This window comes from Woeseia oceani (assembly GCF_001677435.1).
Classification (GTDB): Bacteria; Pseudomonadota; Gammaproteobacteria; order Steroidobacterales; family Woeseiaceae; genus Woeseia; species Woeseia oceani.
In genome coordinates, this window is the sequence record NZ_CP016268.1 from 2,236,058 (window position 1) to 2,262,492 (window position 26,435).

The window sequence follows — 26,435 nt, forward strand, 5'->3', positions numbered from 1 at the left end:
ACTCCAGTGTTCCGTCATCAGGCCTGCTGTTCTGCTTCGAACCAATGGGCGCGGGCTTTCATGATCAGGGCAGCTGCTTCTTCCTGATCCATTTCATTAATCTCAAGCAGATCATCAGTTGCCAACTCGGCGAGATCTTCGCGAGTAACAACGCCTTCGCTCGCCAGCTTGAAAGCCAGTCCACGATCCATGCCTTCGATACTAAGCAGGTCTTCTGCCGGCTCAGCTTCATCGATTTTTTCTTCCTGAACAATGGCCTGCGTTAGCAGTACGTCGCGGGCACGATTGCGCAGTTCATTGACGATATCTTCGTCAAACTCTTCGATAGCGAGTAATTCCGAAGTTGGTACATAGGCGACTTCTTCGATAGTCGAGAAGCCTTCCTGTACCAGAATCAACGCAACCTCTTCGTCAACATCCAGCTGCTTTGAAAAGAGGTCCAGCAACTCACGAGTTTCTTTTTCGGTCTTCTGCTCAGCGTCATTTTCCGTCATGACATTGAGCTCCCAACCCGTCAGCTCGCTGGCGAGGCGAATGTTTTGTCCACCGCGACCGATGGCCTGCGACAGCTTGTCTTCGTCGACAGCGATATCCATGCTGTGCGAATCCTCATCAACCACAATGGACACAACTTCAGCTGGCGACATTGCATTGACGACGTACTGCGCCATGTTTTCGTTCCAGAGAATGATGTCGACTCGTTCACCGGCTAACTCATTGGAAACGGCCTGGACGCGCGAACCACGCATGCCCACGCAAGCGCCGACCGGATCGATCCGTGAATCGTTGCTCTTCACAGCGATCTTGGCGCGCAATCCCGGATCACGAGCAGCACCCAAAATCTCGATCAACCCCTGCCCGACTTCGGGGACCTCAATCTTGAACAGTTCAACCAGAAATTCCGGCGAAGTACGGGTCATGAACAACTGCGGGCCCCGTGGCTCCGAACGCACTTCTGTCAGCAATGCTTTCATGCGATCTTGCGGACGAACCGGCTCACGCGGCACCATTTGGTCACGCGAAACAAAACCTTCCGCATTACCGCCCAGGTCGATGTAAACACCGTTGCGGTCAACACGCTTAACCAGACCCGACAGCATCTCGCCGACGCGTTCTTTGTATTCCTCGACAACCTGCTCGCGTTCCGCTTCACGGACTTTCTGCACGATGACCTGTTTCGCTGTTTGCGCCGCGATGCGCCCGAAATCGACCGACTCCATAGGCACTTCGACGTAGCCACCTGGTTGTGCATCAGGATCGATATCAACCGCATCGATCATCCGCAGTTCGCGATCAGGAAATTCGAGCTCAGTGGATTCGTCTTCAAATACCAACCAGCGTCGGAACGTCTCGTAATCGCCAGTCTCACGATCGATCGTTACCCGTACGTCAATGTCGTCGCCATTGCGACGCCTCGTCGCCGATGCGAGAGCCGCTTCGATAGCTTCGAAGATGATGTCTTTGTCGACGCCTTTCTCGTTAGAGACGGCATCCACCACCATCAGAATTTCTTTACTCATAATCTCTACCTAGTCCATGCGGCAATCATCGCTATCAAAGCGATGGCACCAGTCGGGCCAACTCAATGGTCTTGATCGGCAAGCTATGAGCTTGTCCGTCGACCTCAACCTCTATGTTCTCTTCGTTCGCGGCCACCAGTGTGCCGCGATAATTGCGTCGCCCATCCAGCGGCATACGCAGTTTGATCTTTACAACTTCACCCAAAAAGCGTTCAAAATGTGCGGGTTTCGACAACCGCCGATCCAGGCCCGGCGAAGACACTTCCAGAGCGTACTGCCCGGGCAGCGGGTCTTCTACGTCGAGAATAGCGCTGATCTGCCGGCTGACTTTCTCGCAATCCTCCAGCACGATGCCGTCTGGCTTGTCGATGAAAATCCGCAGCACGCCGTCACGGCCGCCGAGTTTGGCCTCCAGATCGCACAATTCATAACCCAGACCTTCAATAGCAGGCTCCAGCAACCGGGCGAGCTCCTCACTGGTCATCTTGAAAGCCTCATAAACGCCTGTTTTTTAAACATATTTCCTAAACAAAAAATGGGCCTTCGGCCCATTCGTCATACCCTCGGTCCGAGCCCGAGCCACTGTCACCGGGCAACAAAAAACCCCATAGCGGGGTTTCTTCGTCTACCAAGTAGCTGGTAGCGGAGGCAAGTTCGCATTCCAAGACAATCGTCCGTAGTGCAAAGCCGACCACCCGCAGGCGCGCGATTATAGGCAATTCGGGCGCGCCGCGCAATCACGGCCGCAGGTTCGCGTGCGACCACGCTGGCGACAATCACAGGCAATCGCTGTACGGGCACGGCAGTGATCCCACATAGGCTATGTCCGCACCGGACACGGCGACCCGCCGTGCGCGCCGCCCGCACACACCGGCATAGCGCCGTATCAGCTGCCGGCCCTGCGTGTTACCCAGAAAAAGAGCGCTCCCAGCAAGCACCAGAAAATGACGATGGCCCACTCCTGGGGCCAGATCAGCGCGGCCGGGCTCCACGGCAGATACAACGACGCCAGCCCGACTGACAGCAACAGAGCTGCCGAGCCGACCAGCCTGCCGCAGCCCACGCGGTACGGTCGTTGCATATCCGGCTCTCGCTTGCGCAAAACCAGAAATGACAAAGCAACCATGGCATAAGCGGTAACGATCCCCAGCCCGCCGGCATCAACCAGCCAGACCATGGCCGGGCGGCCAAACAGGGGCGCTATGATCGCAAAACCGCCGACCAGCATGATCGCGCGGTGCGGTGTCCGGTATTTTGGGTGCAAAACCCCGAATACCGCAGGCGCCTGCCCGGCGGCTGCCAGGGCATACAGCGCGCGACTGCCACCAATCAGGAACGCGTTCCAGCTGGTGATGATCCCGGCGATACCGCCGATCACAAGTAACTGCCCCGCCCATTCACCGCCAAACAATGCGGTCGCTGCCTCCGCGGTTGGCAATGTTGCTTCGGAACGGCGTGCCGCGGGCAAGCCCAGCGCCACCGCCCCGATCACTGCGGCGTACCAGAGGACCGCCATAACGATGGATACCACCAGCAGACGACCTATATCCGCGAACGGCACATTGACCTCCTCCGCGGACTGCGGAATGACGTCGAAACCCACGAACATGAATGGCACCATCACCAGGACAGAAGCCATGCCAGCCATACCGCCGACGAAGCCCGGCGCAACGTTGCCGACGTCTCCGTACACCGCGGCGCCGCAGAACAGCGCCACACCAATCAGCAGAATGATTACGACCACCAGAACCTGCAGTTTGGCCGCCGTGCGAATTCCAATGCAATTGAGTACTACCATTGAGATCGCCGGCAATGACCCGGTCGCAACCCAGCTGGCGTTTACCTCCCACTCCGCCACAGTCCACAGATAACCCTGGCTGAATCCGGGAATGAGGTATTCGAGTACGGTGGGTAGAGCAACAGCTTCGAATGCGACTACTGACACGTAGCCGAGCAAGATGGCCCATGTGCACACGAACGATGCGGTCTTGCCCAGCGCCCGTTTCGAATACGCGTGCTCCCCACCAACCAGCGGCATCGCCGACGCGAGCTCTGCGTATGTCAGGCCAACCAGGATCACCGCGGTACCGCCGAGCAAAAACGCAGTCACGGCACCGGCAGGACCCGCGTTGTTGACCCAGACGCCGCTCAACGCCACCCAGGACCAGCCAACCATGGCACCGAAGGCCAATGACAGCACTTCGCGTCTGTTGATAACTCTGACGAATCCGCTGTTCATGCCTGTCCTTGACGAAGTGGGCTCTGGCGCAAGTGACGCTCCAACGGACAACGATAGTCAACAACGCAGTATGAATGAAGTGGTAGTCGCCCCGCGCGCAGCATCATAACTTCAGCACTGCTCTGCGGACCACTCTGCCTGCGCCGTAACCAGATCGATATCGTGCTGCAGGGTGAGAGTGGTTTTCGCCCGTTCCAAAGCCAACCGCGAGATTTCGGTCGCCGCCAATGCCATTTCATCGTCGCCCATGGCGGCAAGTGCACGCAGAGCTTTCTGCAACCGGATTTGCACTTCGACCAAGCCGGCCCCATCACGGGCGATCGATGCGAACGTATCGTCAAACAAATCGCGCACTGATAACAACGGCACATGTACCCGGTCGAAACGAATCTCCTTGCTTGACTCGTCGTCATCCAGAGGCGCACTCCACGCTGCGAACAGCCTGATCAGGGTGCCGATGACATCAATCGCGGTTCCAGGGTCGTTGACCGCAGGCGACAGCGCCCGACTGGCTATCTCCGAAAGCGCGATCAGTCCGAACCTCGGGTCGCCCTCGTAAACCCGGTCGTCGCCAATCTGAAACGGTGCCACCAATACCGATTCGTCGAACTCATCGGCGTCGGACTCCTCATCGAATACATACACAATCGGTTTGTCGGGTGTTATCAAGGTGCCGGGCAATGTCGCAACCGCAACTTGCAGGCTCCATTTCTCCGCACAACGCTGCAATGCGCCAACGTCGATGTGTTGTACGTAGCCAATTTTGCTGGCGAAAACCGGCCTGCCTGCAGGTGTTGAGTTCGTCAGAGCAACCGCCCCCATACTCGGACTACGGCGCCGCGCCTGCAGTGCTCCGGATGCTGCGCTTTCAACTTTGTCGACCGTGGTTCCGAGTCGCCCCAGCCGGGCAATTCTGTCTACCCAGCGAACGAACGTGAGCACAACCCAGGCGAATACGCCGAGGGTCAACACAAACAAGGCGAAATGACCGGCGTTTTGGTAGTAGCTGTTTTTCAAAGCCACCAGCGCAACAATGCTGAATATGAACGCTCCGATAAACACCGAGAGCGCATTCTTCGAGACGTCGTCGGACACAATCAAAGGAAATGACCGCGGAGTTCCGACACTGCCGGCCGAGGCATAGGCCGAAACCATTGATGCGACGGCGAAAGTTGCGATGACCAACATGCTGGACGCGACGATCGATAACAACGTTTCGATCGAATCCGGCGAAATATCGGGCACGACATCGCCGATTACCAGGCGATCGGCAATTTTCGCCAGAAAAGCGCCGCCAACGGACAAGATACAAAACACCAGTGGTCGCACCCACAAGCGTTCGCCCAAGCGGTTCAGCCAGAAGCTCAGTCGGTTACTCATACACTCTCCCGCGGGCCAGTCCCAGAGTACATTGCCGACGCGACAACCGGCCCTTGGCAACCCCCACGAACCATAGCATGAGACCTAACTGGCTCCAGCTCTGTCCCAGGTGAAAAATGAACCGAGTAATGGTCGCCGTCAGCGGGTTGATCTTCAGTGACTCAACCCAAATTCGCTCAGAACCCTTCGCAGACAAATCCTGTCCGCAAGAGCAAAAAAAAAGCCGGACCCACAGGGACCGGCTTTCTTCGTTTTTGGTAGCGGGGGCAGGATTTGAACCCAATCCGCCCGCCCAAACTGAAAACGTCCCCTCCCGCCCGGCGCGGATTGATCTTCAGTGACTCAACCCAAAATCGCTCAGAACCCTTCGCAGACAAATCCTGTCCGCAAGAGCAAAAAAAAGCCGGACCCACAGGGACCGGCTTTCTTCGTTTTTGGTAGCGGGGGCAGGATTTGAACCCAATCCGCCCGCCCATGCTGACAACGTCCCTTCCGGCCCGGCGCGGATTGATCTTCAGTGACTCAACCCAAAATCGCTCTGAACCCTTCGCAGACAGATCCTGTCCGCAAGAGCAAAAAAAAGCCGGACCTACAGGGACCGGCTTTCTTCGTTTTGGTAGCGGGGGCAGGATTTGAACCCAATCCGCCCGCCCAAGCTGACAACGTCCCTTCCCGCCCGGCGCGGATTGATCTTCAGTGACTCAACCCAAATTCGCTCAGAACCCTTCGCAGACAAATCCTGTCCGCAAGAACACAAAAAAGCCGGACCCACAGGGACCGGCTTTCTTCGTTTTTGGTAGCGGGGGCAGGATTTGAACCTGCGACCTTCGGGTTATGAGCCCGACGAGCTGCCAGACTGCTCCACCCCGCATCAGTAGGGACGGGATCATACAAACGTCGTCTGATGATTACAACCCGTTATTGCAATAATAGCCGACGAAGTGTCACCCCATTACGTCCAGGCACAATTTCAATAGCCAACCCGGCACAATTCCCAATACCAGAACAGCCACGCCGTTCAGGCTGAGCATGAATCGTGTGTCCCTGCCCGCCTGAAACACTGAACGATCCGCGGGCTTGTCGAAGTACATGTACCAGATCACGCGCAGGTAGTAGAAAGCGCCGACGACCGAGGCCAAGACCATCAATACCGCGTAGCCTGCGAAACCTGCATTGACCACGGCACTGATCACGTTCACCTTGGCGAAGAAACCGACCCACGGCGGTACTCCTGCCAGACCAAACATGAAGAACAGCATCATCAGGGCAAACCACGGGCTGCGGGCATTCAGGCCTTTGAAATCGCTGATGGAATCTGCCTCAAAACCTTGCCGGCTGAGCAAAATCACCATGCCGAAAGTGCCTGCCGCCATAATTACGTAAGTCACTGTATAGAAAACAGCAGCTCCATAGCCTTCTGCTGAGCCGGTGAATATCGCCAACAGAATAAAACCGACGTGCGCGATGGCCGAGTAACCCAGCATACGTTTGATGTTGGTCTGGGCGATAGCCACGACGTTGCCGATAACCAGTGACAACACACCGGTGACCATTAACATGCCCTGCCATACCGCGTGGATATCGCCGAGTCCGTCGACCAGAATTCTCAAAGTCAGTGCAAGAGCTGCCAGCTTCGGTGCGGACGCAATGTACAGCGTCACCGGTGAACGGGCCCCTTGATAAACGTCCGGCAACCACATGTGGAACGGAACTGCGCCGAATTTGAAAGCAATACCCACAATCAAGAACGCAAGCCCAAACCACAAAGGCACGTCATTAAGTTCAGGACGTGCTTGCAGAACGGCAGCAATCTCGTCGAACTGGATACTGCCGGTAATACCGTAGACCCAGGAAATGCCGTACAGCAATGCGCCAGACGCAATCGCACCGAGTACGAAATACTTCATTGCCGATTCTGCCGCTGTCGCGGAATTGCGTTCGAACGCCACCAGCGCGTACAGCGACAACGACAACGTTTCCAGCCCCAGGTACATGGTGAGCAGACTGTTGGCCGAAATCATCACCATGATGCCAAGCAAACCGAACAAGCCGAGCAAGAAGAACTCGCCACGCAGCAAGTCATTCTGTTTGAGATAGTCACGTGAATAGAGGAAGCCTACAGCCACTACACCGACCGACATCAGCTTCAGCAACTGCGACAGGCCATCGCTGACATAACTACCGTCGAAGGTAATGAGCCGTCCCTCAGGCGCCGTTGCAAGCAACGTGAGCGCCGTCACCACAAGCGCTGCAATACTGAGCCAGAAAGTTACGACGCGATTCTCATCACGCACCATCAGATCGATCAGCAATACAGCACAGATCAATCCGAGGAGGACCATCTCCGGTGCCGCAGGCATGAAATCAGTAACTCGCATTCGTCTTGAACCTTACAAAGCTGCCAGTTTGGACTGGCTGATGTGCTGAATGAGTTGATCGACAGTCACTGTCATCATGTCAACCAAAGGAGCTGGCCAAAGACCAACGAGCAAAACCATAACCGCGAGGATGCCGAGGACAACGAACTCGCGCTGATTCAGATCCGTAAGCTCCGCTACTTGCTTGTTCGCAACTTCCCCGTAGACGACCCGCTTGATCATCCACAAGGTGTAGGCAGCGCCAAGAATCAGAGTCATCGCAGCGAAGAAGGCATACCAGAAACTGGCCTTGAAGCTGGCGATAATTACCATGAACTCGCCGACAAAGCCGGAGGTACCTGGCAAGCCCGCATTCGCCATGGCGAACAAAACAAAAAACGCGGCAAATATTGGCATTGTATTGGCCACACCGCCGTAGTCCGCAATTTGTCTACTGTGGACGCGGTCATAGAGAACGCCAACACAAAGGAACATGGCACCCGATATAAGCCCGTGCGACACCATCTGGACCATGCCGCCAGTGATGCCGAGCCCGGCGCCATTGCCCTCGCCGATTCCCCACATCAGGAAAAAGCCCAGTGTGACAAAGCCCATGTGCGCGATCGACGAATAAGCGATGAGCTTCTTCATGTCCTTTTGCATCAGCGCAACCATGCCGATGTAAACCACCGCTATCAGCGACAGCGCGATCATCAGACCCGCAAAGTACTGACTGCCGTCGGGAAGCATTGGCAACGACAAGCGAACAAAACCGTAGCCGCCCATTTTCAACATGATTGCGGCAAGAATGACCGAGCCGCCTGTCGGCGCTTCAACGTGCGCATCCGGCAACCACGTATGCACGGGCCACATTGGCACCTTAACGGCAAAGGCCAACAGGAACGCGATGAAAATCAGCTTCTGCTCGGTCATGGACAACGGCACTTCCATGAATGAGAAGAAATTGAAGTCGCCGGTCTTGCCGTACAAATAGATGAAGGCAACCAGCATCAATACCGATCCAAGGAATGTGTACAGGAAGAACTTCATCGTCGCGTACACGCGTCGCTCGCCACCCCAGACACCGATAATGAGGAACATCGGCACCAACATGGCTTCCCACATTACATAGAACAACACGGCATCAAGTGCGCAGAACACAGCAATCATCAAGCCTTCAAGAATCAGGAACGCCGCAAAGTATTGCGCCGGGCGCTGCTTGATGTTGTTCCAGCCGGCTATGATGACCAGTGGCGTAATGAACGTAGTCAGCAAAATCAGCGGTGCCGAAATGCCGTCAACACCGAGGTAGTACTCGACATTGAATGCTGCGATCCAGGGTACGCGTTCGACGAACTGCATTGCGGCGGTGCCGTTGTCGAAGCTCTTGTACAAGAACAAACTCAACAAGAACGTCAGAACTGACACTCCCAGAGACAGCATGCGCATGCCGCCAGCACGGGCGCTGTCGGCATCACCATCATCGCCGGCCGCCAATACGGCGATTCCGCCGAGAATTGGCAACCAGATAAGTATGCTCAGAATGTTGTGCGATAAATCCATGCGTCAGACTCGTTGTTCGCGGAGCCGCTGTCGCGGGTCTTGTTCTTGTTCAATCACGTCGCTTACTGCAGCCATAACAGCCAACCCAGGAACATCGTCAACGCAATGATCATGGCAAACGCGTAATGGTAGAGATAACCGGTCTGCAAATGCCGCAGGACGCCTGACAGGCGCCGCACGCTATTGGCAGTGCCATTGACCAACAGTCCGTCAATGACCAGGGCATCGCCCTTGGCAGACAGGAATGCGCCCAGTGCACGTCCGCCGCCCGCAAAACCCTTGATCCACAATTCGTCAAAGTAGTATTTGCGGTCCAGCAGGTTGTACAAACCGGAAAAGCGTTCTTTCAGCGCCGCAGGAATGTCGGGCCGCTTGAGCCACAGGAACCAGGCAGTGCCAACCCCGGCCGCAGCCAGGTAAACCGCCGGCCCTTGCATGGCATGCAGAATGAACGCCCAGCTGCCGTGGAAGCTTTCCCCCAGATGGGCCAGAACATCGTGGGCTGAGCCGACAACAATGGCATCGCCGAAGAAGCCGCCAAAAAGCACCGGCTCAATGGCAAACCAGCCAATTACTGCTGATGGTATGGCCAGCAGAATTAATGGCACGGTAACCACTGCCGGCGTTTCATGCAGATGCGATTTGGTCTTTGCATCCATGCGTTCTTTGCCGTGGAAGACCATGAAAAACATGCGGAAGGAATACAACGCGGTTACGAACACCCCCAGCAATACGCTCAGGTAGGCAATCCAGTAAATTGCGCCCTGGCCGTGCCAGTGGGAATCCTTCACCGCCTCGATCAATGCGTCTTTTGAGAAAAAGCCCGCACTGCCGGGAAAACCGATCAAAGCCAGGGAACCGATCAATGCGGTCCAGTAAGTGATCGGCATGTATTTCTTCAGGCCACCCATCTTGCGAATGTCCTGCTCGTGATGCATTGCAATAATCACCGAGCCGGCGCCCAGGAACAACAAAGCCTTGAAGAACGCGTGTGTCATCAGGTGGAATATCGCAGCGCCGTAGGCCGAAACACCCAAGGCCACTGTCATGTACCCCAGTTGCGACAAGGTCGAGTACGCGACGACCCGTTTGATGTCGTTCTGCACGATACCCAGCAGGCCCATGAAGAAAGCCGTAAATGAGCCGATGACCAGCACCACCGCCAATGCGGTTTCCGACAACTCGAACAGCGGTGACATCCTCGCCACCATGAAAATACCTGCGGTCACCATGGTTGCCGCATGGATCAGTGCGGAGATAGGTGTCGGGCCTTCCATTGAATCCGGTAGCCAGACATGCAGCGGCGCTTGCGCAGACTTACCCATCGCGCCGATGAACAACAGAATGCAAATCAAGGTCATTGCATTCCATGGACTGCCACCGAACACTTCTACCTGTTGTGCCGCAATGTTGTCGGCCTGAGCAAAGACCGTTGCGTAATCCAGCGAGTTGGTGAACATCACCACACCGGCAATACCCAGGATGAAACCGAAGTCACCCACTCGGTTCACCAGGAACGCCTTCAGGTTAGCGAATATGGCGGTCTCACGCTTGTACCAGAAGCCAATCAGCAAGTACGACACGAGGCCCACCGCTTCCCAACCAAAGAACAGTTGCAGGAAGTTGTTGGACATGACCAGCATCAACATCGCAAACGTAAACAGCGAGATGTAGCTAAAAAAGCGCTGGTAGCCAGGGTCGTCATGCATATAGCCGATGGTGTAGATATGCACCATTAACGATACAAAGGTCACGACAACCATCATCAATGCTGTCAGGCGATCAACGAGGAAGCCAACTTCCATGCGCAGACCGTCGGTTACCGCCCAGGTATAGAGGCTGTAATTGTCAGCCTGACCGCCATCCCAATATAGGTGTTTCAGAACCAGGAGGGATAAAACACAGGACAGGCCGACGCCGAGTATCGTGACCCAATGAGCACCCGCTCTGCCGACCTTGTGGCCGAACAAGCCAGCGATAATGGCCGCAAACAACGGGGCCAGAACTATTGTCAGATGAATACTGTGCATTGCCCGTCAGCCTTTCATGGTGTCCAGCTCCTGGACATTGATGGAGCGTCGATTACGGAACAGCACCACAAGAATGGCGAGACCAATTGCGGCTTCAGCTGCAGCCACAGTAAGAATGAAGAACACGAACACCTGCCCGGTTTCGTCGCCCAGATATCGACTGAACGCGACGAAGTTAAAGTTAACTGACAGCAGCATGAGTTCAATGCACATCAGCAAGAGAATCAGATTGCGTCGATTGATAAATATTCCGGCGACGCTAAGCGCAAACAGTATCGCCGACATGGTCAGGTAGTGCTGCAAACCAATCATTGCGACTTCTCCGAATCCATTTTTACAACTCGTACCCGGTCTTTGGATTTCACCGCAACCTGCCTGGAGATGTTCTGCATCTTGAGGCCCGGTCGTTTGCGCATCGTAAGCGTGATCGCAGCGATAATTGCCAAAAGCAGAATCACAGCAGCAAGTTCGAATGCGTACACGTGTTCGGTATAGAGCACAGCACCCAGCGCCTTGGTATTGCTGTAGCCTTCCGGAGTCGCTGCGAAGCCTGTACCGCTCATCACGTCACTGCCACGCAACCAGATCAGCTGCATCAGCTCGATAATCATCAGCATCGCGATACCGAGGCCAAACCAGCGATAACGGGTGAACCCGTCGCGGGCTTCTTCGACGTTGATGTCCAGCATCATCACGACGAACAGGAACAGCACCATGACCGCGCCGACGTAGACCAGGATCAATACGATCGCCAGGAATTCCGCTTCCGCCAACAACCAGAGTACCGAACTCTGAAAGAATGCCAGCACGAGGAACATCACTGCGTGTACCGGGTTCCTGGAAAAAATCACACCCAATGCAGCGCCGATCAAGACCGCGGCAAAGGAGTAAAAGAGGATTGCGTGAAACACGTTCTTATTGCCCCTTAGCGATACTTGGCATCGGCGGCTTTGTCAGCCGAGATCATGGCTTCGTACTTGTCACCAACCGCCAATAACTTGTCTTTGGTCATGATATTTTCACCGGGCGTTTCCATGTGATATTCGTGCAGCCTGGTTTCAACAATTGCATCGACTGGGCACGCTTCTTCGCAAAATCCACAGTAAATGCACTTGAACAAATCGATGTCGTAACGCGCGGTACGGCGGGTTCCGTCTTCACCAACGGTGGAATCGATAGTGATCGCCAGCGCCGGGCAAACAGCTTCACACAGTTTGCAGGCGATACACCGTTCCTCACCGTTCGGATAACGTCGCAGCGCGTGCAGGCCACGGAAGCGTGACGATTGCGGCGTCTTTTCTTCCGGATAGTAGACCGTTACCGGCTTACGGAAGAAATTGCGGAAGGTTACGCTGAGGCCCTGCCATAGCTCCCACAGCGAAAACGTTTTGAAGTAGCTTACAAACCTGTCCATCAAATTAACCTGCCAACCTTGCCCATGGACCCCAGTGCATCCAGGACATGAAGCCTTCAACCGCGATCCAGAGAATTGTCACCGGAATGAATACCTTCCACCCCAGGCGCATGATTTGGTCGTAGCGATAACGCGGAAACGTTGCGCGGAACCAAAAGAAGACGAAAATGAAGAAGGCGATCTTGGCCGCCAACCAGAAGAAGCTGCCCGCTCGCAACAGGCTGTCTTCCCCAAGGAATGTCCAGCCTTCGAACGGCGACGCCCAGCCGCCGAGGAAAAAGATCGCCGTAAGTGCTGATATCAGCACCATGTTGGCGTACTCAGCGAGGAAGAACACGGCGAAAGCCACGCCCGAGTACTCCACGTGAAAGCCGGCCACGATTTCCGATTCACCTTCGGCCACGTCGAACGGCGCGCGGTTGGTCTCTGCTACGCCCGAAATGAAGTAGACCAGAAACAAGGGCAACAACGGCAACAGGAACCATTGGCTGAAACCACCTGATTGAGCCCGGACGATGTCGCCCAGATTCAAACTGCCGGCCGCCATCAGCACGCCGACCAGGGCAAAGCCCATGGCTATTTCGTACGCGACAATCTGCGCCGCTGAGCGCATTGCACCGAGAAAAGCGTACTTGGAGTTAGTCGCCCAACCAGCCAGTATCACGCCATACACACCGATAGAGGTCAGTGCCAACACGTACAGGAGCCCTGCGTTGATATCGGCAATCACGAACGAGTCATTCAGCGGCACAACTGCCCAGGTTGCCAGCGCCGGAATGATCGACAACAGCGGTGCAATCACGAACAGGAAGCGATTCGAACGGGTCGGAATGACCACTTCCTTGATGAGCAATTTGATGACATCAGCGAACGGTTGCAGCAGGCCGTAAGGCCCGACGCGATTAGGACCGATGCGACCCTGCATGTAGCCGATGACTTTGCGTTCAAAATAGGTAGTAAACGCAACGGTAAGAATGACACAGATCGTAACAGCCAGGATCTGGCTGGTGGTGATGGTCAGGTACTGCAGCATCGGTGGCAGACTGTCCCAGATATCAACCACAAACTGAGGAATCAAACCGCTCATGCTGCGTTTCCTCCACCGTTGCGGCGCGCCTCTGCCGTTAACTGCAACGCGGTGGCGCGACGGACGAGACTATCCGTTGCGTACATCGGCACATCGAGTTCCGCAGCTGCTTTATCGGCGCCATTGACGCCTGGTAGTACACGGCTACCTTCGTATTGCGGTGCTGGCGGAGATTCGGCTACTGCGCCGCGTATCTCGTTCAAGACATCTTCACTGGATTCGTAATCGCAATCATCGACGTTCAGAAGATTGCCGAGTACCCGCAACACCTTCCACGCCGGCCGGGCTTCGGCCACGGGGTTGGCCATGCCGGCGAAACTCTGCCAGCGACCTTCGCAATTGACGAACGTACCTGCCGATTCGGCGAAGCTGCCTATCGGTAACATCAGGTCGGCTGACTGTCGCAGCGCTGGCGTGTCATAACAGGTCAGTGCAGCGACAAAATTTTGTGCGGCGATCTTCGCCAGTGAATCACTGTCGGCAAAGTCCTTGTCGGGTTCAATACCGTGCAATAACAATGCATCCAGATCCGCGTCGAGCATGTCAGCAACATTCAGCCCACCCGCGGCACGCGCTTCGCCGCCCAGTTTACGATGCGGCAACACGCCGGCAAGAGACGCGCCGGCGGAGTTCGGCCCGTCGCTTAGTCGGCCGAAACCAACCTCGGCAAGCGATGCGATCGCAGCTGCCAATGCTCTCAATGCAGCGAATGCAGGATGATGTCCGGCAACATTGCCCAACAGCACATGCCCCGCTTTAGCATCGCGCAGCATACTCGCGATCTGCTCCTGTTCAGCGGTCGCCTGCACGCCTTTGCAAAGATCGCGTACCGGTTCCGGTAAAGAACCCGCCGTACTCAGCGCAACCGCGACACCTGCCAGTTCTGCAACCAGCGACTGTGACTCCAGGTACTGCGCAATGGGGAAAAAGTATTCATGGCGACCGTTGTTGATAAACGCCACTTGCGCGCCGGCCAATGCCGCCTTGCGTACCCTGTGGGCCAGTATCGGCGCTTCCCGACGCAGATTCGAACCCACCACAAGAACGGCATCCCGGGATTCCAGCTCAGCAATGCTGCAGCCCAGTCCGGGCATCAGCGGGTCGTTATCCTGATCCGAGAAATCACGTTGCTGCAAACGATGATCAATATTGTTGCTACCCAACTTCGCGGCAATACGCGCGAGCAGATGGCTTTCTTCCAGCGTTGCTGTCGGGGCCGACAAAACACCGACTTTGTCGCCGTCCGCAGCCTTCAGTACATTGGCCAGTTTTTCCAGTGCGGCTTGCCAGTCAACACTTTGCCATTCCCCGTTGACCTTCATCAGCGGTCGGCTCAGGCGTTCGTCACTGTAGATGCCCTGGTAGCTGAAGCGATCGCGATCAGATATCCAGGTTTCATTAATCTGTTCGTTCTCGCGCGGCACGACACGTTTAACCGTGCCACGCAAAACGTGCGCATACATGTTTGAGCCGACGCAATCGTGTGGCGACACGGCCGGCCGCTGCACCATTTCCCAGGCACGAGCGCTGTAGCGATAAGGTTTGTTATTGAGTGCGCCTACCGGGCACAAGTCAATGATGTTGGCAGACAGCTCGTGATCAACCGCCTTTTCGATGTACATGCTGATCTGCATGTTCTCGCCACGACCGATTGTGCCGAGTTCCTGCAAACCCTCGATCTCCTGACCGAAACGCACGCAGCGAGTGCAATGAATGCAGCGTGTCATGTCCGTTGACACCAGTGGACCGATATCTTTGTCTTTGACTACCCGTTTGCCATCGTTATATCGCGACACGTCACGACCGTAGCCCACGGCCAGGTCCTGCAACTCACACTCGCCGCCCTGATCACAAATCGGGCAATCCAGTGGGTGATTGATCAGCAGGAATTCCATCGTGGCTTTTTGTGCCGCAATGGCTTTCGGCGAACGGGTGAATACCTTCATCCCATCACCGACCGGTGTTGCACACGCCGGCAGTGGTTTCGGTGCCTTCTCGACTTCGACGAGGCACATGCGGCAATTGGCTGCGACGCTCAGTTTTTCGTGATAACAAAAGCGCGGAACGTACTGCCCGGCAGCGTCCGTCACTTCGATCAGCATCTGGCCTTTACGAGCCTCAACAGGCTTGCCATCGACCTCTATGGTTACGGTATCGTCACTCATGCCGCAACCTCTGCGCCGCCGTCAACAATACTGCGGCCCCGATTCTTCACCATGTACTCGAACTCGTGATAAAAATGTCGCAGGAAACTCTGCACGGGCCAGGCCGCGGCATCGCCCAGTGCGCAAATGGTATGCCCTTCAATCTTGTTCGCTACCGCGACCAGGCGATCGAGGTCCTCTTCACGGCCCTCGCCTTCCAGAATTCGCGTCAACATACGGTACAGCCAGCCAGTACCTTCGCGGCACGGCGTACATTGGCCACAGGACTCGGCCATGTAGAACCGCGAAATCCGGCGCAACACCCGCACCATGCAGGTTGTATCGTCCATCACCATGACAGCACCGGTGCCAAACGACGAACCGGCCTGCTGCAATGACGTGTAGTCCATTGTGCAATCCATAATGATATCGGCCGGCAAGACCGGCACGGACGAACCGCCCGGGATAACCGCTTTCAACTTGCGGCCTTGCCACACGCCACCGCAAAGTTCGAGCAGGTCTTTGAACGGAATACCCATCGGCAGCTCAAGATTGCCGGGCTTCGCAACGTGACCGGACACTGAAAACTGCGCTGTCCCGCCTGACTTCTCCGGGCCGAGTGCCGCAAACCAGGCGGCGCCCTTGCGCATAATCGTCGGCACACTGGCAAGGCTCTGGGTGTTGTTGATGGTCGTCGGCTTGCCGTACAAACCGAAGTTTGCCGGGAACGGCGGTTTGAACCGCGGCTTGCCCTGCTTGCCTTCGAGCGATTCGATCAGCGCCGTTTCTTCACCACAGATATAGGCGCCAGCGCCAACAAATGTGTACAGGTCGAAATCGATACCCGAACCCTGGATGTTCTTGCCCAGCAATCCGGCCGCATAAGCTTCTTCAAGAGCCGCTTCGAAGCGCGGCACCGGCTCGTCGATGAACTCGCCGCGAATGTAGTTGTAGGCAACCGTCGCGCCCATCGCGTAGGCGGCAATTGCCATGCCTTCAATCAACGCATGCGGATTCTTGCGCAACACTTCCCGGTCGTGACAGGTACCCGGCTCACTTTCGTCCGAATTGCACACCAGGTATTTCTGTACCGGTGCGGTTCGTGGCATGAAGCTCCACTTGAGACCGGTAGGGAACCCGGCACCACCGCGGCCGCGCAGACCGGACGCTTTGACTTCCTCGATAATCTGCTCAGGCGTCAGTTCGCCCGCCAGTACCTTGCGCCAGGTTTGGTAGCCATCGTGCTGCTCGTATGTAGCAAGCGACCATGACTGTTCCGAGCCAAAGGTTTTGAAGCAGACCAGATTTTGTTCGTACACCATCAGTCCAGCCCGTCCAGAATTTCGTCAACCTTCTCTACTGTCAGGTTTTCGTGGTATTTGTGATCCACCATCATCATGGGAGCGCCGCAGCAGGCCGCGAGACACTCTTCTTCACGCTTCAGGTATATACGACCATCGGCAGTACTCTCGCCGAGTTTGATGCCCAGCTTTTTCTCGGCATGGGCGACCAACTCTTCACCGCCTCGCAACATGCAGGAGACGTTGGTACAGATAGCGACGTTGTGGCGCCCGACCGGTTTGGTCTGGAACATGGAATAGAAAGACGCGACTTCGTAAACCTGGATGGGCGGCAAATCGAGGTAGTCGCCAACGGCGTCCATAATTTCCGTCGTCAAAAAGCCTTCATTTTCATGCTGTGCAGCATGCAAGGCCCCAATAACGGCTGAACGTTTGCGATCCTCTGGAAAGCGCGCTTTCCAGCGTTCAATCTCTTCACGCACTTGCGCCGACAGCACTTCCGAATTCTTCATCGGTCAATCTCACCAAAAACGATATCCTGGGTGCCTATGACAGCAACCACGTCAGCCAACATATGGCCCTCGACCATCTCGGACATGGCCGCGATGTGTGCAAAGCCTGGTGCCCTGACTTTCACTCGGTACGGCTTGTTGGCACCGTCAGAAATCATGTAAACGCCAAACTCACCTTTTGGCGCCTCAACCGCGGCGTAGGCCTCACCGGCCGGGACACAATACCCTTCGGTAAACAACTTGAAGTGATGAATCAATGACTCCATGTCATCCTTCATCTCCACACGCTTCGGCGCGACGACCTTGTGGTCGTCGACCATCACGGGGCCGGGATTGTTGCGCAGCCAGTCGACGCATTGTTTGATGATGCGATTGGACTGGCGCATCTCTTCAACCCGGACCAGATAGCGGTCGTAGCAATCGCCGTTCACGCCGACCGGGATGTCGAAGTCCATCTTGTCGTAAACCGCGTACGGTTGCTTCTTGCGAAGATCCCACTCGATACCTGAGCCGCGCAGCATCGGGCCCGTGAACCCCAACTGCAAGGCGCGTTCCGGACTCACCACGCCGATATTGACCGTGCGCTGCTTCCAGATGCGGTTGTCGGTCAGCAAGGTTTCGTATTGATCGACGCAAGCGGGAAACTTCTCGACGAATGCTTCAATAAAGTCGAGCAAGGAACCGTCGCGGGCCGCATTGAGCTGATCGACGTCCTTCTGTTTACGCCATTTGGACGCTTGATACTTTGGCATGCTGTCCGGCAAATCACGGTAGACACCGCCTGGTCGGTAATAAGTCGCATGCATACGTGTACCGGACACGGCTTCGTAACAGTCCATCAGGTCTTCGCGTTCACGGAAACAATAAAGGAACACGGTCATTGCACCGATATCCAGTCCGTGCGCACCCAGCCACATCAAGTGGTTCAGCATGCGGGTAATCTCATCGAACATGACCCGGATATACTGCGCACGCACCGGCGCCTGGATACCCAGCAATTTTTCGATCGCCTGCACATAACCGTGCTCGTTGCACATCATCGATACGTAGTCGAGACGATCCATATAACCGATGCTCTGGTTGTAGGGCTTCGACTCAGCCAGTTTCTCCGTACCGCGATGCAACAGCCCGACGTGCGGGTCAGCCTTCTGAATTACTTCGCCGTCCATCTCGAGCACAAGGCGCAAAACGCCGTGCGCAGCCGGATGCTGCGGGCCGAAGTTCATTGTGAAATTCTGGATCTCAGCCATCGGTCGCGACGTCCTTGATATCGGGGTTGTAACGGTTGTCGTCGCGGATCACTTTGGGCACCAAAGTTCGTGGTTCGATACTGACCGGCTGATACGCTACCCGGCCCTTTTCGGCGTCGTAGTGCACTTCGACATTGCCTGACAACGGAAAATCTTTGCGGAACGGATGACCAATGAACCCGTAGTCGGTAAGGACACGACGCAGATCAGGGTGGCCCTCGAAGAGAATGCCGTACATATCGAACGCTTCCCGCTCGAACCAGTTGGCAGAATTCCAGATATGAACGACCGACTTGATGACCGGCGGGTTGTTTTCGCCAGTAAACACCCGCAGCCGCAGCCGCGCATTGTTCTGGATCGACAACAAGTGATAGACGACGGCGAAACGCCGGGGTTCGAAGACATCCGACTCGTCGAGGATCACGGGCTCGCGCATAACCCCGCGGCTGAACCCTGAATCGGTAGCCTGCTCTGTCACCCACTCGGCCGTTCCGTAGGTCAGGTAGTCGACACCGCACACATCGATCAGTTGTTCAAAGCCGAACTCATCACGAATTGCCTCGGCAACTTCAAGCAACGCGTTGCGCTCAACTTCGTAGGTGAGTTCCCTGCAGGTGGACGGCACACGAACCACGTTGCTCGTAAAACGAGCATCGATCCGAGCCGCCAACGTCTCGTATTTGTCGTTCATTGTATTGATGTCTTACCGGGCAATCGTATTGGTACGGCGAATTTTTTTCTGCAGCTGAATCAGGCCGTACACCAGGGCCTCAGCTGTCGGCGGACAACCCGGCACGTACACATCGACGGGCACAACGCGATCACAACCGCGAACTACAGCGTAAGAATAATGGTAGTAACCGCCGCCATTGGCACAGGAACCCATGGACAATACCCAGCGCGGTTCCGGCATCTGGTCGTAAACTTTGCGCAAAGCCGGCGCCATCTTATTGACCAGTGTTCCGGCGACGATCATGACATCGGACTGCCGCGGGCTGGGGCGGAATATGATACCGAAACGGTCGAGATCGTAACGCGCAGCGCCGGCGTGCATCATCTCGACAGCGCAACAGGCGAGTCCGAAGGTCATCGGCCACAACGAGCCGGTGCGCGCCCAATTGACCACGTTGTCTACACTGGTAACGACAAAGCCCTTTTTCTGCAGGCTCTGCTCGGCACCGCCAGTAGCAGCGGCAGGAACGGGTTCCTTGACTGCGGTACTCAATCCCATTCAAGCGCCCCTTTCTTCCATTCGTACGCGAAGCCAACCACGAGAATCGCCAGGAATATCCCCATCGCGATCAAGCCGAATCCACCGACCGTATCCAGCGAAACCGCCCAGGGAAACAGGAACGCAATCTCGAGATCGAAAATAATAAAAAGGATGGCAACCAGGTAATAGCGCACATCGAACTTGGTTCGCGAATCCTCAAACGGTTCGAAGCCGCATTCGTAGGCCGACAGCTTTTCCGCGTCTTTCTCGCCACCGCCGAACAGAAAGCCGAGGGCAAGCAAAAGCACGCCAATGCCGGTTGCAACACCGAGAAAAATCAAAACAGGCAGGTAATTTTCAAGCATTGTTCTCGGCAGCCTGATGGCTGCTCCGTTCCCAGGTAATTAAGCCGCGGTATTGTATCAGCCTGTCGGAGGCTGTTAATACCCCTAACCCCGGTACGGCTAACACTTTTTCCTTACTTTTCGATTCAGAAACACTAATAGCCCGAAATAAACCAGAATCGCCCCGGCAAATTTAACAATCCCGCAAGCAGTGCACGTCCAGCTCAGCGCACGCGGCGACTGCATTCGCGCACGAAAGCCACAATTGAACCGCGCTTGGTAACGACCTGCGACTTTACTGACGGGCAACTCAACCGTGACTGCCATGGTTATCGCTGACCACCGCTCTCCAAAAAGCGTCTTACGCGCACTGGCGGCGGGCAAAAAAAAGAGCGATCTGCTGGTGCAAATCGCCCTTTTTTTCAATTGGTGCCGACGGCCGGACTCGAACCGGCACAGCTCTCGCTACTGCCCCCTCAAGACAGCGTGTCTACCAATTCCACCACGTCGGCTAGTTTCGTTAGTGTGCCTGACCCGCTACTCTGGATCGACTGCGTCGTCACTGCTCTCCAGCGACGGCATGTCCTCGGCCGCTTCATCGGCCGGATCCAGTGTCGGCAGCTCCGGCACTTCATCGGCCCCAGGTGCCGCTGCCTCGTCGACTATCGGCGCTGATTCGATAAGGCTGGTCGGCGCCTCGGCCCGCTGGCTGCTCATATAAGCCAGCGTAAGGCTGGTGGCAAAAAATGCCGTTGCCAGTACCGCCGTCATTCTTGAGAAGAAGCTGGAGGAACCGCGCGCTCCGAATACCGTGCCGGATGCGCCGCCGCCAAATGCAGCACCTGCATCGGCGCCTTTGCCGCGCTGAATCAATACCAGCACGATGATGAGTATCGCGATCAGCGTATGACCGATCAGGACGGCTGTTTGCAATGTAGTCATTGTTACCTCAATTACAGGCGCTTGCTGCTTCAGCAATCGCCAAAAAATCCGCCGGCTTCAGCGATGCACCGCCGATCAAGCCGCCGTCTATGTCCGGCATAGCGAACAGGCCGGCCGCATTGTCACCTTTGACACTGCCGCCGTACAAGATTTGCAGACGTTCTGCCACGCCCGCATCCTGCGCCGCAATAAGGCCCCGGATGTGCGCGTGCACTTCCTGCGCCTGCTGCGGGCTTGCCGTTTCACCTGTGCCTATCGCCCAAACAGGCTCGTAGGCCACCACAGCTCCGGCAAACGTTGATACGCCGGCCAACTCCAGTACCGCATTCAACTGCGCGTCAATCACCGCGTTAGTGCGGCCTGCCTCGCGATCCTGCAAGGTTTCGCCAACGCACAAAACGGGCGTCAGTCCCTGCGATATCGCAGCAACGTACTTGGCTGCCACGGTTTCGCTGGTCTCGCCCAGCAATGCCCGCCGCTCTGAATGGCCGACAATCACGTGGCTGCAACCTACGTCCTGCAGCATGGCCGCCGAGACTTCTCCCGTAAACGCGCCGGACTCGTGCTCCGACACATTCTGGCCACCGACAGCAATCCCGCTGCCTGTCAGCGCCGCCACCGTCTCAGTGAGATACGGAAACGGCGGACAAACCAGCATTTTTGCGCTGGAGCCAACTTCGACACCGGCGCGAATCGCACCCAACAGCTCCGCGTTGGCAGCTCGGCTGCCGTTCATTTTCCAGTTTCCCGCTACCAGAAAGTTGCGCATCACTGTCCCCGCATCTGGGTCTGCTCAAAAGGCGCGCAAGGATACCCGCCGGTCAGGCGCAAATCAACGCAGAAGTGCGCATCCGCGCCCGCGAGCGCCATCAGGCGGCCGTTTCAGCCACCACCGCGGCCAGTCGCTCCGCCAGCGTCCGCACCTGGGCTTCGATCTGCCCCTCCACCATGACCCGGATGACCGGCTCCGTACCGGACGCACGCAGCACCACCCGGCCTGAGTCGTTTAACTCCTTTTCCGCCTGGCCGACAGCGGCGTTGATTGCCGTGGAGGTCGCCGGGTCCAGGCGCTTGTCCGTCCGCACATTGAGCAATATCTGCGGGTATTTCGGCATGCCCGCCGCCAGTTCGCCCAACGTCTTGCCGCTGCGCTTGATGATTGCCAGGACCTGCAAGGCGCTGATCAGGCCATCGCCCGTGGTGGTCTGGTCCAGGCAAATCATATGACCGGAGGTTTCGCCACCAATGATGCCACCGGTCTCGCGCAAGGCTTCAAGCACGTAACGGTCACCCACCTTGGCCCGCAGAAATTCTATGCCGGCCTTTTTGAGCGCATGTTCCAGACCCAGGTTGCTCATTACGGTCCCGACCACGGGCCCGCGCAGCTTCCCTTGCTGCTTGCGATCGGTCGCAATGATATACAGCAGCTGGTCGCCATCCAGGAGGTTGCCCGCCTCATCGACCATCACCACCCGGTCGCCGTCTCCATCCAGGGCGATGCCGACATCGGCCTTTACCGCCGGAACCGTTTGTTGCAACAAACCCGGCTCGGTCGACCCGCAACTGTCATTGATATTCCGCCCGTTCGGCGAGCAGCCAATTGGAATGACGTCAGCGCCCAACTCATTCAGCGTCCGCGGACCCACTTTGTAGCCGGCACCGTTGGCGCCATCAAAGACAACCTTGATGCCGTCAAGGCTCAGGTCTTTCGGGAACGTGGATGCGCAGAATTCCTGATAGCGGATTCGCGCTGAATCGATTCGCCGGGCACGACCGAGTTTTTGTGACTCAAGCGTAATCGCTGGTTGTCCGAGGTAGCGCTCAATGGCCGCCTGTTCCTCGTCAGTGAGTTTGCCGCCCTGCGCGTCAAAGAACTTGATGCCATTGTCATAGTAAGGGTTGTGCGAGGCGCTGATCACAACGCCGAGGTCAGCATTGAACTGCTGGGTGAGGAATGCGATACCGGGCGTAGGCAGCGGTCCGAGCAACAATACGTTGGCGCCGGCCGCCACGAACCCGGCCTCCAGTGCCGATTCAAACATATACCCTGACAAGCGGGTGTCCTTGCCGATCAGCACCGTACCGCCGGGTGGTACCAATACCTGCGCGGCCGCACTGGCCAGCCGCAAGGCAAAATCGGCGCTCATTGGGTCGCGCCCAACGGTGCCCCGAACGCCGTCTGTTCCGAAGTATTTGGTAGTCATCTGGCCTCTGTTTTAGAAGTAGTTGCAGATCACGAATCAGCCATGGTGGCTGCGACAACCCGCAGTGCGTCGACCGTTGCGGCAACGTCGTGTGTGCGCACTATATGCGCCCCGCGCTCCACAGCCAAGACTGCGGCTGCCAGACCGGCCGCCAGTCGCTCGTCAGGCTGGCGGCCTGTGAGGTTGCCCAGCGTGCGCTTACGCGACAATCCAACCAGCAGTGGCAGGCCAAGACCGCGAAAATCTCCCAGGCTCCGTAGTATTGAAAGATTGTGCTGGTCGGTCTTGCCAAAGCCGAAACCCGGGTCAAGCAGCAGCCGATCACGTGCAAGCCCGGCGGCCTCACAAGCGGCGACGCGCTCGCTCAGGAAATCAAGAATATCGCCCGGCAGCGACTCATAAACAGGATCCGCCTGCATGGTCGCCGGCGTACCCTGCATGTGCATCAGGCAAACGGCTGCTGGCAACTGGCTCGCCGCCGCAAGCGCCCCTTCGCGCCGCAACGCATACACATCGTTAATCAGACAGGCTCCGGCTGCCACAGCGGCACGCATGACCTCTGCCTTGCTGGTATCGATGGAAATCAGCGCCCCGGTTTCGCTCGCCACTGCGTCGATAACCGGCACTACCCGGTCGATCTCGACCTCGGCGGGAACGTCGGCAGCGCCCGGCCGGGTCGACTCACCACCTACGTCGATGAAATCAGCGCCAGCCTCGACCATCGCCATCGCCTGCCGGCGGGCATCGTCAAAACGGAGAAATCGGCCACAATCTGAAAAAGAATCGGCAGTCACGTTGAGGATGCCCATGACCAGCGGCCGCGACAGGTCGAGTGTTTGCGAACCCAGGTTTAGTTGCATGCAGCGTTCTGCCGGAAGTAACGCGAGCGGTGAGGCATCACCGCTCGCGACAAGGCTTTACATCGGGCGCTAGTTTTCTGTAGCGGGCTCGCCGATAGTACCCGTAGCATCGTTATTGTCGCGCTTGCTGCGCGTGCCGCGTGGTGGCGTGCTACCAGTGTCGTCCCAACCCTCAGGTGGCTGCGGCTCTCGCCCTTCCATGATGGCTTTGATCTGCGTTGAGTCGATCGTCTCGTACTTCATCAACGCTTTCGCCATGACGTGCAGCTTTTCAACATTGTCTTCGAGGATCTGCTTCGCCCTCGCGTAATTGCGATCAATGATAGCGCGCACTTCTTCGTCTATCGTATGCACGGTGACGTCAGAGACCTGCTTGTGCTGCGTCACTGACCGACCAAGGAATACTTCGCCATCGTCTTCGCTGTAAGTCAGCGGTCCAAGCTTTTCGGACAAGCCCCACTTGGTAACCATGTTGCGAGCGATATCCGTGGCCCGTTCGATGTCATTTGATGCGCCGGTTGTCACACCGTTCGGCCCTAAGGTCATCTCTTCGGCCAGGCGGCCGCCAAACAACGACGATATCGAGCTCTCGAGCCGTTCTTTGGAAATGCTGTACTTGTCTTCTTCAGGCAAATACATCGTTACGCCAAGAGCCCGGCCGCGCGGAATGATTGTCACCTTGTGGACCGGATCATGATCAGGAACCAGGTAGCCAACGATGGCGTGCCCAGCTTCGTGGTACGCGGTATTGAGCTTTTCTTTCTCACTCATCACCATCGAACGGCGTTCGGCACCCATCATGATTTTGTCTTTGGCCTTCTCGAACTCCTCCATGCTGACGACCCGCTTGTTCGAACGCGCCGCAAACAACGCCGCTTCGTTGACCAGGTTCGCAAGATCGGCGCCGGAGAAGCCTGGCGTACCGCGGCCAATGACCGCGGCATCGACATCGTCGCCGAGCGGCACTTTGCGCATGTGCACCTTCAGAATGAGTTCCCGGCCGCGGATATCCGGCAACGGCACCACGACCTGTCTGTCGAAACGACCCGGTCGCAGCAACGCAGGGTCAAGGACGTCCGGACGGTTGGTCGCCGCGATCACAATGATGCCCTCGTTACCTTCGAAGCCATCCATCTCAACCAGCATCTGATTCAGCGTTTGTTCGCGTTCGTCGTGTCCGCCGCCAAGCCCGGCGCCGCGGTGTCGCCCGACAGCATCCAGCTCGTCAATGAAAATTATGCACGGTGCCTGCTTCTTCGCCTGTTCAAACATGTCGCGAACCCGGGAAGCACCGACGCCCACGAACATTTCCACGAAGTCCGAACCGGAAATCGTGAAGAACGGCACTTTGGCTTCGCCGGCGATAGCGCGGGCGAGCAATGTCTTGCCGGTTCCGGGCGGGCCGACCATCAACACGCCCTTGGGAATCTTACCGCCCAATCGCTGGAATTTGCTCGGGTCCCGCAGGAACTCGACGATCTCGGAAACCTCTTCTTTGGCTTCTTCGACGCCTGCGACATCGGCAAAGGTCACACTAACCTGGTCTTCACCCAACAGCCGGGCTTTGCTCTTGCCAAATGACATCGCGCCGCGGCCACCGCCGCCACCTTGCATCTGGCGCATGAAGTAAATCCAGACACCAATCAGCAACAGGATCGGGAAAGAGCTGATCAGCAGCTGGCCGATGATGCTGGGCTGCTCCGGCTCTTCGGCAGTAAACCGCACGTTGTTTTGCTCAAGAAGCCCGATCAAGGTGTTGTTGTCGGTTTCAGGGCTGATCGTGTAGTTGGTCAACGGTTCGCGATTGCCGAAATTGATTCGGTCACCTTTGAATTCGACTCGTTGCACATTGCCACTACGAACTTCCTGAAGAAATTCGGAGTAATCAACCTTCGCCGGCGGCTGACCATTGGCACCCGTAAGGCCCTGCACAACTGACAGCAGCACCACGATGATGACAATGAATACGAGGATGTTCTTGGTCAGGTCGTTCACAGTATTTGCACCACTCCGAAAACAGCTTTTCGCCTTCCGCACAGCCGCCTTCGGCACCTGTTTTAGACTGCGTCTAAGCC

At 56.6% G+C, this 26,435-nt stretch carries 23 protein-coding genes and 2 tRNA genes; all 25 read right to left on the reverse strand.

Annotated features, from left to right (window positions below; all coding sequences use genetic code 11):
• Positions 1 to 17: 17 nt before the first annotated feature.
• Positions 18 to 1,520 (reverse strand): transcription termination factor NusA, encoded by a 1,503-nt coding sequence (gene nusA / locus BA177_RS10030; protein ID WP_068615891.1) that lies wholly within the window; start codon positions 1,518 to 1,520, stop codon positions 18 to 20.
• Between the two features lie 34 nt (positions 1,521 to 1,554).
• Positions 1,555 to 2,004, reverse strand: coding sequence for a ribosome maturation factor RimP (gene rimP, locus BA177_RS10035; RefSeq protein WP_068615893.1), 450 nt, complete (start codon positions 2,002 to 2,004; stop codon positions 1,555 to 1,557).
• Positions 2,005 to 2,406: 402 nt separating this feature from the next.
• The gene (locus BA177_RS10045; protein WP_068615896.1) at positions 2,407 to 3,759 is read right to left on the reverse strand and encodes an APC family permease; all 1,353 of its coding nucleotides are present in this window, start codon (positions 3,757 to 3,759) and stop codon (positions 2,407 to 2,409) included.
• Positions 3,760 to 3,870: 111 nt separating this feature from the next.
• Positions 3,871 to 5,139 (reverse strand): DUF2254 domain-containing protein, encoded by a 1,269-nt coding sequence (locus BA177_RS10050; RefSeq protein WP_068615898.1) that lies wholly within the window; start codon positions 5,137 to 5,139, stop codon positions 3,871 to 3,873.
• A 794-nt stretch (positions 5,140 to 5,933) separates the two neighbouring features.
• Positions 5,934 to 6,010, reverse strand: a tRNA-Met gene (locus BA177_RS10055).
• A 73-nt stretch (positions 6,011 to 6,083) separates the two neighbouring features.
• Complete coding sequence (gene nuoN / locus BA177_RS10060) at positions 6,084 to 7,517, reverse strand: NADH-quinone oxidoreductase subunit NuoN (protein ID WP_068615900.1); 1,434 nt, start codon at positions 7,515 to 7,517, stop codon at positions 6,084 to 6,086.
• A 12-nt stretch (positions 7,518 to 7,529) separates the two neighbouring features.
• A complete protein-coding gene (locus tag BA177_RS10065; RefSeq protein ID WP_068615902.1) occupies positions 7,530 to 9,059 on the reverse strand; it encodes an NADH-quinone oxidoreductase subunit M in 1,530 nt (509 codons plus the stop codon).
• A gap of 62 nt (positions 9,060 to 9,121) precedes the next feature.
• Entirely contained in the window at positions 9,122 to 11,089 is a 1,968-nt protein-coding gene (gene nuoL / locus BA177_RS10070; protein ID WP_068615904.1) for an NADH-quinone oxidoreductase subunit L, read from the reverse strand.
• A gap of 6 nt (positions 11,090 to 11,095) precedes the next feature.
• Entirely contained in the window at positions 11,096 to 11,401 is a 306-nt protein-coding gene (gene nuoK, locus BA177_RS10075; RefSeq protein ID WP_068615906.1) for an NADH-quinone oxidoreductase subunit NuoK, read from the reverse strand.
• The gene (locus BA177_RS10080) at positions 11,398 to 12,000 is read right to left on the reverse strand and encodes an NADH-quinone oxidoreductase subunit J (RefSeq protein ID WP_068615909.1); all 603 of its coding nucleotides are present in this window, start codon (positions 11,998 to 12,000) and stop codon (positions 11,398 to 11,400) included. The genes nuoK and BA177_RS10080 overlap by 4 nt, the downstream gene beginning before the upstream one ends.
• A gap of 14 nt (positions 12,001 to 12,014) precedes the next feature.
• Positions 12,015 to 12,503 (reverse strand): NADH-quinone oxidoreductase subunit NuoI, encoded by a 489-nt coding sequence (gene nuoI / locus BA177_RS10085; RefSeq protein WP_068615910.1) that lies wholly within the window; start codon positions 12,501 to 12,503, stop codon positions 12,015 to 12,017.
• Between the two features lie 4 nt (positions 12,504 to 12,507).
• Entirely contained in the window at positions 12,508 to 13,590 is a 1,083-nt protein-coding gene (gene nuoH, locus BA177_RS10090) for an NADH-quinone oxidoreductase subunit NuoH (protein ID WP_330385127.1), read from the reverse strand.
• Entirely contained in the window at positions 13,587 to 15,755 is a 2,169-nt protein-coding gene (gene nuoG / locus BA177_RS10095; protein WP_068615912.1) for an NADH-quinone oxidoreductase subunit NuoG, read from the reverse strand. Before nuoG ends, nuoH begins: the two co-directional genes overlap by 4 nt.
• Positions 15,752 to 17,056: an NADH-quinone oxidoreductase subunit NuoF gene (gene nuoF / locus BA177_RS10100; protein WP_068615914.1), complete on the reverse strand. Its 1,305-nt coding sequence runs from the start codon at positions 17,054 to 17,056 to the stop codon at positions 15,752 to 15,754. The genes nuoG and nuoF overlap by 4 nt, the downstream gene beginning before the upstream one ends.
• Positions 17,056 to 17,547 carry an NADH-quinone oxidoreductase subunit NuoE gene (gene nuoE / locus BA177_RS10105; protein ID WP_068615916.1) on the reverse strand — a complete coding sequence of 164 codons (492 nt, stop codon included), beginning with the start codon at positions 17,545 to 17,547 and terminating at the stop codon, positions 17,056 to 17,058. Before nuoE ends, nuoF begins: the two co-directional genes overlap by 1 nt.
• A complete protein-coding gene (locus BA177_RS10110; protein WP_068615918.1) occupies positions 17,544 to 18,797 on the reverse strand; it encodes an NADH-quinone oxidoreductase subunit D in 1,254 nt (417 codons plus the stop codon). Before BA177_RS10110 ends, nuoE begins: the two co-directional genes overlap by 4 nt.
• Entirely contained in the window at positions 18,790 to 19,488 is a 699-nt protein-coding gene (locus BA177_RS10115) for an NADH-quinone oxidoreductase subunit C (protein ID WP_068615920.1), read from the reverse strand. The genes BA177_RS10110 and BA177_RS10115 overlap by 8 nt, the downstream gene beginning before the upstream one ends.
• 12 nt (positions 19,489 to 19,500) lie before the next feature.
• Positions 19,501 to 20,028, reverse strand: a complete 528-nt coding sequence (locus tag BA177_RS10120; protein WP_068615922.1) for a NuoB/complex I 20 kDa subunit family protein — start codon at positions 20,026 to 20,028, stop codon at positions 19,501 to 19,503.
• Positions 20,019 to 20,375, reverse strand: coding sequence for an NADH-quinone oxidoreductase subunit A (gene ndhC, locus BA177_RS10125; protein WP_068615924.1), 357 nt, complete (start codon positions 20,373 to 20,375; stop codon positions 20,019 to 20,021). Before ndhC ends, BA177_RS10120 begins: the two co-directional genes overlap by 10 nt.
• Positions 20,376 to 20,781: 406 nt before the next feature.
• A tRNA-Leu gene (locus tag BA177_RS10130) sits at positions 20,782 to 20,866 on the reverse strand.
• A gap of 25 nt (positions 20,867 to 20,891) precedes the next feature.
• Positions 20,892 to 21,296 carry a preprotein translocase subunit SecG gene (gene secG / locus BA177_RS10135; RefSeq protein WP_197492977.1) on the reverse strand — a complete coding sequence of 135 codons (405 nt, stop codon included), beginning with the start codon at positions 21,294 to 21,296 and terminating at the stop codon, positions 20,892 to 20,894.
• A 7-nt stretch (positions 21,297 to 21,303) separates the two neighbouring features.
• Positions 21,304 to 22,065 (reverse strand): triose-phosphate isomerase, encoded by a 762-nt coding sequence (gene tpiA, locus BA177_RS10140; RefSeq protein ID WP_068615926.1) that lies wholly within the window; start codon positions 22,063 to 22,065, stop codon positions 21,304 to 21,306.
• Positions 22,066 to 22,165: 100 nt separating this feature from the next.
• The gene (gene glmM / locus BA177_RS10145) at positions 22,166 to 23,500 is read right to left on the reverse strand and encodes a phosphoglucosamine mutase (protein WP_068615928.1); all 1,335 of its coding nucleotides are present in this window, start codon (positions 23,498 to 23,500) and stop codon (positions 22,166 to 22,168) included.
• Positions 23,501 to 23,529: 29 nt separating this feature from the next.
• Positions 23,530 to 24,360 (reverse strand): dihydropteroate synthase, encoded by an 831-nt coding sequence (gene folP, locus BA177_RS10150; protein WP_068615930.1) that lies wholly within the window; start codon positions 24,358 to 24,360, stop codon positions 23,530 to 23,532.
• 69 nt (positions 24,361 to 24,429) lie between these two features.
• Positions 24,430 to 26,355: an ATP-dependent zinc metalloprotease FtsH gene (gene ftsH / locus BA177_RS10155; protein WP_068615932.1), complete on the reverse strand. Its 1,926-nt coding sequence runs from the start codon at positions 26,353 to 26,355 to the stop codon at positions 24,430 to 24,432.
• Between the last annotated feature and the right edge of the window lie 80 nt (positions 26,356 to 26,435).